This window comes from uncultured Paraglaciecola sp., assembly GCF_913058035.1.
Classification (GTDB): Bacteria; Pseudomonadota; Gammaproteobacteria; order Enterobacterales; family Alteromonadaceae; genus Paraglaciecola.
In genome coordinates, this window is the sequence record NZ_CAJXPA010000147.1 from 1 (window position 1) to 11,250 (window position 11,250).

Genomic DNA, 11,250 nt, shown 5'->3' on the forward strand with positions numbered 1-11,250 from the left:
GTTTCAAGCTTTAATATACTCGGACATTTGTTCGCCTCTGGCCTCGTTCCAATAAAATATTCAATCGTGACCCAATATATAGTCAGTTGCTCATTTAAGTCATACGCATTTGCGGTCTTCAGCGCAGGTTTATTCCAACGGGTTCATCTATGCTTTCTTCATACTTTTTCCTATCTCATAGACAAGGCATTCAAAATCAATCCTCTTATTTGACACAACGTTTGTAACTTTGATAGCGTGGACGCGTCAAGGAGAGGTTTATACCTCTCTGGTTATTTTGAACCATAAAGGAGAAATTATGACTAAAAACAATCAGCACAAATTAGCTAAATTCACGGTACCAGGCATGAACGAAACGACTGCAAGCCGAGTATTATCTACTTTAGACAATCGTATGGTAGCTCTGCTCGATCTGGCCCTTACACTCAAGCACGTTCACTGGAACGTTGTTGGTCCTAATTTTATTAGCGTTCACGAAATGCTAGATCCTCAGGTAGACTCTGTACGCGACATGACTGACACTATTGCAGAACGAATAGCTACTTTAGGAGGAACTCCGTTAGGCACACCCCAATCTATTTCTGATCGCCGCACTTGGAATGATTATTCGTTAGGTAAAGCATTGGTTATGGAGCATCTGGGCGCCCTTGATTTAGTTTACAACGGGGTGAATAGCGATCATCGCAAAGCAATGATTGAAATGGGAGAGCTAGATCCGGTATCGGAAGACATGCTAATTGGTCAGTTAACTAATTTGGAACAGTTCCAATGGTTTATTCGTGCGCATCTTGAAACTTCTGAAGGTGATTTACTTACAGCCAACGACCACACCGAATCAGCTGCAGCGAAATCAGCAGGTTCTTAAACCTGGCGGATCTGATTATATTTATTTACGATGGCGCCTTTGGCGTCGTCAGATCCCTTAGCATATATTTCCATTCAACACGAAATTTCGTAAACGCATCTCGCGCTTAAATAAATAAGCTATAGTTATTGCCCACTTTTATCTAAACAATCATCGGCGGTGTCTTCCTCAGTGTCTTCATCTTCGACTTTTGGTGTACCATCAGAATTAAATTCGGCTATTGCTTCACCAGAGGACTCCCAGTGTTCCTTTTCTTCGTCTGTTGCTTTTGGCGAGAATAACCCCGTATAAGCATAGAAAATTCCAATCAGGGGCGCCGTCCAGCATGCAAAAGCGAGGGGAATGTACAAAAGATTTTCTATATGACCATCAGCAATACCAAGACCTAGAGCTGAAATTACAAATGCGCCACCCGCGTTCCATGGAATTAGCGGAGACATTAATGTTCCGCCTTCTTCAATTCCACGCGATAAATTCAAAGTTGAATAACCCATACCACGGTAAACCGGTGAATACATTCTTCCCGGTAAAGCGATGGATAAGTAGGGGTCGCCAGCTACTAGGTTAGTCGTAAACGCAGTTCCAATAGCTGCGGTTTGAGTACCAGCAAAACTACTGACTTTACTTTTAATAGCATTGATAATCGTTTTCAAACAGCCTGTTTTCTCTAGTGCTCCACCAAAGCCTAAAGCAATCAAAATTAAGGAAATTGTCCACATCATGGATTGAATACCACCTCGATTTAGCAGGCTGTCAATTTCTCCAATGCCGGTATTTATTGAATAACCATTGTTCGCAAAATCAAAAATCGATTGCAGACTCTGACCCTGAACAACCATTGCTGTTGCCCCACCCGCTACAACGCCTGCGAATAGTGACGGCATGGGGGGATATTTTTTTATAGCTAAGCCCATCACTATCAAAGCTGGCAATAATACCCATCCTGAAATATAAAAGTTTTCATCTAAGGCATTAGTGATGACGCTGATTTTTTCAAATGAAATGCTTTGGGTGTCGATGACGAAAAATCCGACTAGCAAATATACTATAAGAGCTATTAGCATAGCTGGGATGGTAGTTGCCATCATATTTTTTATATGAGAAAAAACATCGGTTCCAGTGACCGCAGGGGCCAAATTAGTGGTGTCGGAAAGTGGCGAAATTTTATCACCAAAAAATGCACCTGAAACTACAGCGCCAGCAGTCCAATATGCAGGAATATCAAAGCCTTCTCCAATTCCCATTAAAGCTAAACCAACAGTACCTACACTTGCCCAGCTAGTGCCAAGAGAAAGGGAAACTATGGCGCAAATTCCCATGCCAGCAGCTAGGAATAGTTCAGGCGAAAGTACTTTTAATCCGAAATAAATAATACTTGGTACCGTACCGCTGGCAATCCAAACGCCAATGATCATCCCAACCGTTATCAAAACCGATACCGAAGGTAAAGCGACGTGAATAACGTGAAAAATACCTTCCTCTATATTTTTCCATTTAAGTCCTAGCTTAATTCCAACAACACTAGTGATGGCTAAGCCAATCGCAAGAGGAATATGTGGTTCGAAAACACCAAAGTAAAAAATTTGCGTCCCAAGAATTAACAGAGTTAACACAACGGGAGTCAAAGCGAGTAATAAGCCTGGTTTTGGATGTTCTGACAGTTTCATTTAAATACCTCATGTTTGCTATTCATAAATTTCAGCAACGAAAAGTTATCGGTATGCTTGACTGTTAATTAATTATCGACATCTTTGCGTTCTTCTTACGAGGAAAAGTACTCGAGAGGAACGTTTAATGGCAAAAACCCTAGAACTGCATATTGAAGGGTAAAGTTTGAAAATAATGAACACTATAGCTAATGTATTCAAAAAATGTGGTTTTGGTCACTGTTCTGAACTATGAGGGAGCTTTAGTTACACAGAATCTGTTACAGGCTCCGATAAAACCTTAGCCGCTATTACACTTTACTTAAACTGATTAAATTTTTATTGCTGAATTAGGCTACCTTTATTCTCGTACTTTCGTTTAGTTGTCTGGTGATTTGGTGTTATTTCTAATTTACATACAGACTTTAATCCGTTCCTTTGGGGGAGCCTTGTTGCAATAAACACTTGATGGTTGTATTCGTGCATTGCTGACCCGCTGACATTGGAACGCAGCAGTAGACTTGAATATCCGCAGTGAGTCTGAACATTTTTATAATCAGACATCTAGCAGCCTCTTTCCCGAGTTAATCTTTATGTTGATCGTATGCTAACTTTTTTGATTTTTTTATTGACGCGTCAATTATAGCGACAGTTTTATTGTTTAAAACCTTGGCAAACATAATGGGAGTGACGCTAATCTTAAACATTGCCTGAAAACACTACTAATCACCTTACCAGAAACGTCAAACTGCACTAGTATTTTACATAGTCTTTTGTGTGGCATGTTTAGAACGTCGTATGACGCGTTTATACCCGAAGTATTTTTTTAGCTCTTATTTTAAAACGCCATGTGTTTAGACATAAATAGTTTTGTAGTTTGTTTCGTGAAACACATGTAAATCATGATTAGGCAATGTATGCATCAACCACCCTAAGGCTTAATGTGGCGTCCAAGTTCAATACAATTGTATCATCACCCATTGTTCTACTGCTCTATAAATAGTCACATCTGTTTGGTTCTTTCCTCTCACCGCCCAATTTTTGTATCCTTCATTTTTAAACAAGTATTGTTGAAGTCGTCAAACTTTTCGCATGTAGTCCTCACAAATATCATATGGGATGGGTAAAAGGTACATTTTGATTGGTAAAAACAAGTGCTTGTGAACTTATCCCAGCGCTGACATTCTTCAACGCATTCAAGATTTTTATTCGTATAAATAGTTTTCTCAAACAGACACTTGTTACTAAAATCATCCCAATACTGGCAGTCGTTCAGTGCCAAAGGGGAATGAGTTGTCGATTGGCCACATGTGATAGTAAAGTTGTCTTTACTAAATGTTTCACCAGGAACAAGCTCCACATCTTTTGCTCTGATATTACTCGCCATTAATATCGCCCATGCAAATAAAACCATCAATACATATCTGTGCATTATTGAAATCCTTCTTTATTAATTTGTCTTTAATCTAACTCCCCTTGCTTGGAGATCGTGTTAAATCAGCACGGTTTGACCTTGATACCGAACCGTAAATTAGTTCGTTATGGATTATCACCAATAAAAACATCAGTACACCAGAAGTATGACATGTTTTGCAAGGGTGTGACTGAATCAAGGATGTTCTAGACATGATTAACTATTCCAACCCAGTCACATCATAGCAACCGAGATATACAGCGGTGCCAAGCATGACCGCATATTAGAAACACCGTTTACCTTTGAACTACTGTTAACGTTATTGGAGATACCTCGTATTCCACTGTGAAAATCATTAACAAAAAGTAGTGTTGTTGGCATAGGAAAAAGTGCGTTAGTGATAGTGTAAATGCCAAAATCACTACGTGGTTTCCACAGTTTTTGTATGGATACCCCTAATTGAGCTTATCGAATTCAAGCTATATATTGAGCGTAAAACAAATTACTACTTTGTCTTACAGGGGGTATAAATCATGACAGAGCTACTCATTAATAGTGACAGAAATAATGACAAACATATAAAAGCCGGCGATGTAGACGTCACTATTCGACCGATTACATCCGATGACATAGAAATAGAGGCAGCTTTTATGCGAGATTTGTCAGCACAAGCTAAGCATGAGAATTTCCTTAGCAGTAACAGGGAATTATCTTCGTCAATGATTTCGACGCTTTGTAATATCGATCATATAAATTCCATGGCCTATATCGCGACAGTTCAACAGGGAGCGAACGAAAAACAAATTGGCATTGGCCTTTATGCGATAGTTTCAAAACCAGATGAACGTGAAATGGCTGTCACTGTGTCGGATGAGTTTCAACATCAGGGCATCGCAAAACAACTAGCTAATCATTTGATTGAGCATGCACGGACTAACAGTATTAAAAAACTTATTTTAATTGAACTTTGCAGTAACTACAAAATGCGGGAACTAGCTGAAAGTTTAGGCATGGCGTCAATAATTGATCCTAAAAACTCAAGGCAAGTTATTTTTTCGATGACTCTATAGTTCGACATGCTCAAGGTCATTATTGAGGTTCGACAATCATAACTAAAAGACGCAAATCAACAGTAAAATCGTTTTACAATTTAAACACTCAATGGGGTAAACACGATGAGCAATTACAAAAATATATTAGTCGCAGTAGATGTTAATGCACCTCACGAAAGTATTATTCGCAGAGCATTAGCTGTTTGTCAGTCTTCTGAGGATCTAATATTGATGTATACCTTACTACCTACAACATATATTCAACCTTACATTTATCCAATGGAGTTCAACGCGATAGACGATTCTGAACGCATGTCCTTAGCCCATAAAAAACTAAGTGATATTGCCACAGAATTTGGTATTACTGAGTCTAATGTTTTTGTGAAAATTGGTGTCGCGGCAGATGAGATAAAAGAAATGGCCAATGAAAAAAATATAGACCTAATCGTAATAGGCACACATGGCAGAAGTGGTATTAAATTGCTACTTGGTTCAACAGCCAATTCTGTATTACATGGCGTGCAACATGACGTTCTTGCTGTTCGGGTTTATGGATGAGATTGAAAATATTCGAAACAAATAAAATCATAAGCAGCGAATCTGCACTCGTAGCCCCCTGCTCACCAAATACAACGACTACATACCCTTTTCCACCCAAGAAAACAGTGGTCTCAATATTTATGGCATGTTTAAGCGTATTTTTGTTGACGGGCTGCACGGACAATCCGGATCAGTCCCTATCAAACTCTTCACAAAAGGATGCAGAGCAAACTCGGCAGCGTTCTTTAAAACAAGTAAGTGTCATGACAATAGAACCAAAAATAATTGCCATGACCAAAGAATTGCCCGGTCGTGTAAAGGCCTTCAAGACAGCAGAAATTCGTCCTCAAGTAAGCGGTATTATTCAATCGCGTTTTTTTGAAGAAGGAAGCCTTGTTGAAGAAGGTCAGCAACTCTACCAGATTGATCCAGCAAGATATGAAGCGGATTATCAAAGCACAAATGCGAATTTACAAAATATTAAAGCACAACGGGAGCTTTCCCTTGCATTACAAAGCCGCTATCGAAGCCTGATGAAAACCAACGCCGTAAGCGAGCAAGAGTTTGATAGCGCTAAGGCGAGTGTGGCACAAGCCAAAGCCGCTGTTGCTCTTGCACGGGCTGAGGTGAAAACCGCAAAAATCAACCTTGACTACACTAAGGTTTATGCACCTATTTCAGGCTATATTAGCCCATCGACAGTGACCGACGGTGCTCTCGTTACTGCGCAACAACAAGCAGCTCTAGCAACCATTAGACAACTTGACCCTGTATACGTCGATTTGTCTCAGTCAGCAGCCGATGCAAAAACTTTGCAGCAAAGTTTGGTGACAAGTCGCATGACCAAAGGCGAAGATGCGAAGTTTGAGGTAACGCTTTTATTTGGCAATAACGATTATGTCTATCCTCACAAAGGCAGTCTGTATGCTACTGATTTAGCCGTAGATGAGAACACGGGTACGATCCGATTGAGGTCTGTGTTCCCCAACCCAAATGCAGCTTTATTACCTGGCATGTTCGTGCGTGCAACCATCGATAAAATGGCAACTCAAGAAACAATCATAGTGCCGCAAAAGGCCGTCAGTATTCAGGCCGATGGCTCAAAGTCGGTTTGGATTGTTGATACTAACAATATAGCGAGCAAGCGTGCAGTGATCACCAACAGCACTTACAAAAATAATTGGGTAATCAAAAGCGGTCTTAAAACGGGTGATACCGTTATTGTATTGGGGGCAATGATGTTGCAACCGGGCTCCAAAGTCGATCCTATAAACATCAACTCGAAGGATTCAAATAATATGTCCTCTGGAGCAACGAAATCTGATAACCGTGCTACAGCCAGTGCTGAAAATAACAAAACGAGCTCAAATTAATGATCTCTAAATTTTTTATCGACAGACCCATCTTTGCGTGGGTAATTGCCATCGTTATTATGGGAGCCGGAACACTTGCCATAACATCATTGCCAATTGAGCAATATCCAAATATAGCCGCTCCTAAGGTATCAATATCAGCTACTTATCCAGGTGCGTCAGCACAAACACTTGAAAACACAGTAACGCAGATTATCGAACAAAATTTGACGGGTATTGATAATCTGCGCTACATCCAATCGGAAAGTTCTTCATCTGGGCGGGCAAGCATTAACCTGACCTTTGAGCCAGGAACCGATTCAGATATCGCGCAGGTGCAAACCCAAAATAAAGTATCTCAAGCGGAATCCTCTTTGCCTCAAGCGGTTCAGCGTCAGGGTGTTGCCGTTAGTAAAGCTGGGAGCAGTTATTCCCTAATCGTTGGGTTTTATTCAACGGATGACGCATATGGGCGAAATGAAATTTCCGACTTTTTGGCGTCTAATTTGGAAGAACCACTGAGCCGCATTGACGGTGTCGGACAAATCAGAACATTCGGGCCAGAGCATGCCATGCGTATCTGGCTTAACCCGCAATCAATGTACAATTTCAACATTACTACACAAGATGTCATTAATGCGGTGCAGCAACAAAATGTTCAGCTAGCCACCGGACAAATTGGTGGGACCCCGAGTGTTGAAGGTCAACAATTAAACGCAACCATTACGGCACAAACTCTACTTAAAACCGTGGATGAATTTGAAGAAATATTACTGACTGTGGATCAAGACGGATCTCACGTAACCTTAGGTGACATTTCCCGCGTTGAAATTGGTTCCGAGAGCTATAGTGTTATCGGCCGCTATAATCGCCGCCCTGCATCGGGCATTGCCATTGAACTAGCGTCAGATGCAAATGCCCTTCAAACCATCCAAGCGGTTAAAGATAGAATTCAAGAATTTGACGATATTATTCCTAAACAATTAAAGGTCGTTTATCCAGTTGATATTTCACCTTTTGTTGAAGCTTCAATTTATGAAGTCATAAAAACGCTATTAATAGCAATTCTATTAGTAATATTAGTGATTTATATATTCTTACAAACAGCACGCGCAACTTTCATACCGACGGTAGCCATTCCAGTTGTGCTGCTTGGCACTTTTGCGTTTCTTCTTGTGATCGGATATTCCATCAATATTTTGACACTGTTCGCGCTGGTTCTGGCCATCGGAATGTTGGTTGATGATGCGATTGTTGTTACCGAAAACATTGAAAATAAATTGGAAAAGGATCCCAATATAAGTCCAAAGGACGCAGCCATAAAAGCGATGAAAGAAATTTCAGGAGCACTTGTCGGCACAACCGTCGTTATATGGGCCGTATTTATTCCGATTACATTCTTTGAAGGATCGACTGGGGTCATTTATCGACAATTTGCCGTTACGATTTCAGTGGCAATGGGGATATCACTTTTTGTCGCACTTAGCCTATCGCCATCATTATGTGCCATTGTTCTAAAACAAGCGAAGGTAGAAAAGAACACTGGATTCTTCGGACTGTTCAATAAAGCATTTAATAAAATGAAGATGGGCCACGCAAACCTTTTAGAAAAAGTATTGGCGAACCGATTTATTCTACCTGCCGTGTTCTTTACGATAATCGCTGTTGCAATTGGTCTGTTCGTTAGAATACCGACGTCATTTTTGCCTGACGAAGACCAAGGCCGGATGTTCACATTAGTTAACGGGCCTGTCAGTTCAACCTTGCAACAAACAGTTGAGAAAAATGAGAAGGTCGAAGACTTCTATCTAGACCAAACAAACGGTGCGGTTGAAGGAATATTTACTGCAGCTGGTTTTAGTTTTTCTGGGAACAGTCAAAACGTGGGAATCGCATTTATCAAAATGAAAGATTGGTCCCAGCGCACAGAAAATCAAAGCGTCTTTCAGGTGAGTAAACAAGCAGGTAAAGCATTGTCATCTGTAAAAGACGCTATGATTATTCCAATTGTGCCGCCGGCCATAATAGCGTTAGGTAATTCCAGCGGTTTTGAATTTCAATTGGTTGACCGAGCAGGACTGGGGCAAGACGCTCTTAACAATGCCATGCAACAGTTTCTTGGAGAGGCTAACCACAGCAGTTACTTAAAAGGTGTACGTTTTAATGGTTTGGCGCCCGGCCCACAATATGACCTCAATATTGATTCGAGCAAGGCGCAAGCAATGGGTGTACCCATTGCCACAATCAACCAAACCTTAAGTACTGTACTTGGCGGCTCTTACATTAATGACTTCTTAGAAGATGGTCGTATTAAGCGTGTTTACGCACAGGCAGACGCTGAGTACCGAATGCTGCCAAAGGATATAGACCGCTGGTATGTGCGCAATTCAACTGGTGGCATGGTTCCTTTGTCAGCCTTCGGCTCAGGCGAATGGTCATATGGCGCACCAAAGCTAACACGATTTGACGGCAATTCTTCTCTTGAAATTAAAGGTGAGGCCGCACAAGGCATTAGTTCAGGTGAAGCCCTTAACCAGATATCAAAACTCGCTGAAAGCTTGCCAAGTGGAATTGGTTTGGAATGGACGGGCTTATCTTATGAAGAAAAAGAATCCGGTGGACAGGCGTGGATTGTTTACTTGATTTCAATCATTGCCGTGTTCTTAGCATTGGCCGCCTTATATGAAAGCTGGACCATACCTTTGGCGATTATTTTAACTGTACCACTTGGAATATTTGGTGCTGTTTTGGCCACATGGTGGTCTGGACAAGCAAATGATGTTTACTTTCAGGTGGGCTTATTAATGACTATTGCCTTGGCTGCCAAAAATGCGATTTTGATCATTGAGTTTGCAAAAATTAATTTTGAAGATGGTATGAATGCCTATGATTCAGCGGTCATGGCCGCTAAACAAAGACTTCGCCCTATTTTAATGACATCACTAACATTTATTTTGGGTGTGATGCCTTTGGCATTTGCAGCAGGGCCCGGCTCGGGTGCACAAAATGCAATATCAATTGGCGTACTGGGTGGTATTACGGCCACAACAATATTGGTTTTATTTTTCGCGCCATTCTTCTTTATATGGGTCATGCGCCTATTTAAGACGGAAGAGCTAAAAATTGACCGTCAAAGTTAGGCACAAGTTCAATTTTGTTCAGCCCAAACACAAGTGTTTAGGTTAGGTGCTTTTCTATAGGTCAAAGTGTATTCATAAATTTTAGTGAGCTGGCCTTCAGTGGTCAGTCTTACCGCTATTTTGATGAGCGAAAAATATTAACTTAATCTGCATAAAAATGATGAGGAGTACCCTAATTATAATGTGAGCTTCTGTGGATCCACAGCAACTGAATTTTACATTCAATCGAAGCAGTAAATTAAAGTGTAATTAACGTATGTAATTGCAAAACATTATTTAAAAAAATTTGAGGTGAAGCATATGCTTTTTAATAATTCAAACATCACGGCGTCCCCTATTCGTCAAAAAATTCGCGAGTTCTATCGTATTGATGAACGTATTGCGGTAGAGCATATTTTACCCTTGGCAGAAGTTAACGATAATGCTGCAAGCAGGGCGTGGGAAAAAGCCCGTAAAATGTCCCTGAAAATACGTAGAGACGAATCGGGAAACGGTGCAATAGATGCCTTACTGGCAGAATACACACTATCAAGTGAAGAAGGTGTGGTGTTGATGTGTTTAGCCGAAGCCTTATTACGTGTACCAGATAAGCATACTCAAGATGCCCTCATTAGTGACAAAATATCTAAAGGGCAGTGGGACAGTCATATAGGTAGCAGTGATTCACTGTTCGTTAATGCCTCATCTTGGGGTTTATTAGTGACCGGAACGATGGTTGACTATGCTGATGAACGCGAAAAAGATAGCTTTAGTTTATTGAAGAAGGTTATTGGTCGATTAGGTGAGCCGGTCATTCGCAAAGCAATGAACTACGCCATGCAAATTATGGGTGAGCAGTTTGTTATGGGCGAAACGATTCAAGATGCCACTGATCATGCAGCCAAGAAAGAGCGGCAAGGCTTCGTATATTCTTACGACATGCTAGGTGAAGGTGCACGCACCATGGTCGATGCTGAAAAATATTATAAAGCTTATCAAGTCGCCATAGATGCCATTGGCGCAGTGGCTCGTGCGTCGGGTAAGAACGACCCTCGCAAAGTGCCTGGTATTTCAGTTAAGCTTTCTGCTATCCATCCTCGTTACGAATTTGCACAAAAAGAACGGATAATGACTGAAGCGGCACCCAAACTTAAAGCACTTTGTTTGCAAGCCAAAAGCTACAATATTGGGTTAACTGTTGATGCGGAAGAATCTGAGCGATTAGATATGTCCCTCGATGTTATTGAGGCGGTATTTAGCGA

The 11,250-nt window shown here is 40.9% G+C and carries 7 protein-coding genes; 6 read left to right on the forward strand and 1 reads right to left on the reverse strand.

All coding sequences use genetic code 11. The features are described from left to right. Positions 1 to 298 precede the first annotated feature (298 nt). On the forward strand, positions 299 to 865 hold the full coding sequence (dps, locus tag QZ562_RS16160; protein ID WP_293762311.1) for a DNA starvation/stationary phase protection protein Dps: 567 nt from the start codon (positions 299 to 301) through the stop codon (positions 863 to 865). A gap of 125 nt (positions 866 to 990) precedes the next feature. Here the strand turns inward: dps and nhaC are convergent, their stop codons facing one another. Beyond that, positions 991 to 2,532: a Na+/H+ antiporter NhaC gene (gene nhaC / locus QZ562_RS16165; RefSeq protein ID WP_293762314.1), complete on the reverse strand. Its 1,542-nt coding sequence runs from the start codon at positions 2,530 to 2,532 to the stop codon at positions 991 to 993. 1,926 nt (positions 2,533 to 4,458) lie between these two features. Between nhaC and QZ562_RS16170 the strand changes: the two genes are divergently transcribed. From QZ562_RS16170 to QZ562_RS16190, 5 genes are all read left to right on the forward strand, one after another. Next, positions 4,459 to 4,995, forward strand: a complete 537-nt coding sequence (locus tag QZ562_RS16170) for a GNAT family N-acetyltransferase (RefSeq protein WP_293762317.1) — start codon at positions 4,459 to 4,461, stop codon at positions 4,993 to 4,995. 105 nt (positions 4,996 to 5,100) lie between these two features. Then, complete coding sequence (locus tag QZ562_RS16175; protein WP_293762320.1) at positions 5,101 to 5,535, forward strand: universal stress protein; 435 nt, start codon at positions 5,101 to 5,103, stop codon at positions 5,533 to 5,535. 245 nt (positions 5,536 to 5,780) lie between these two features. Then, complete coding sequence (locus tag QZ562_RS16180) at positions 5,781 to 6,890, forward strand: efflux RND transporter periplasmic adaptor subunit (protein WP_293762329.1); 1,110 nt, start codon at positions 5,781 to 5,783, stop codon at positions 6,888 to 6,890. After that, positions 6,890 to 10,009 (forward strand): efflux RND transporter permease subunit, encoded by a 3,120-nt coding sequence (locus QZ562_RS16185; RefSeq protein WP_293762332.1) that lies wholly within the window; start codon positions 6,890 to 6,892, stop codon positions 10,007 to 10,009. The genes QZ562_RS16180 and QZ562_RS16185 overlap by 1 nt, the downstream gene beginning before the upstream one ends. A 300-nt stretch (positions 10,010 to 10,309) precedes the next feature. Then, positions 10,310 to 11,250: proline dehydrogenase family protein (locus tag QZ562_RS16190; protein ID WP_293762335.1), on the forward strand; the 941-nt coding region annotated here is incomplete at its 3' end.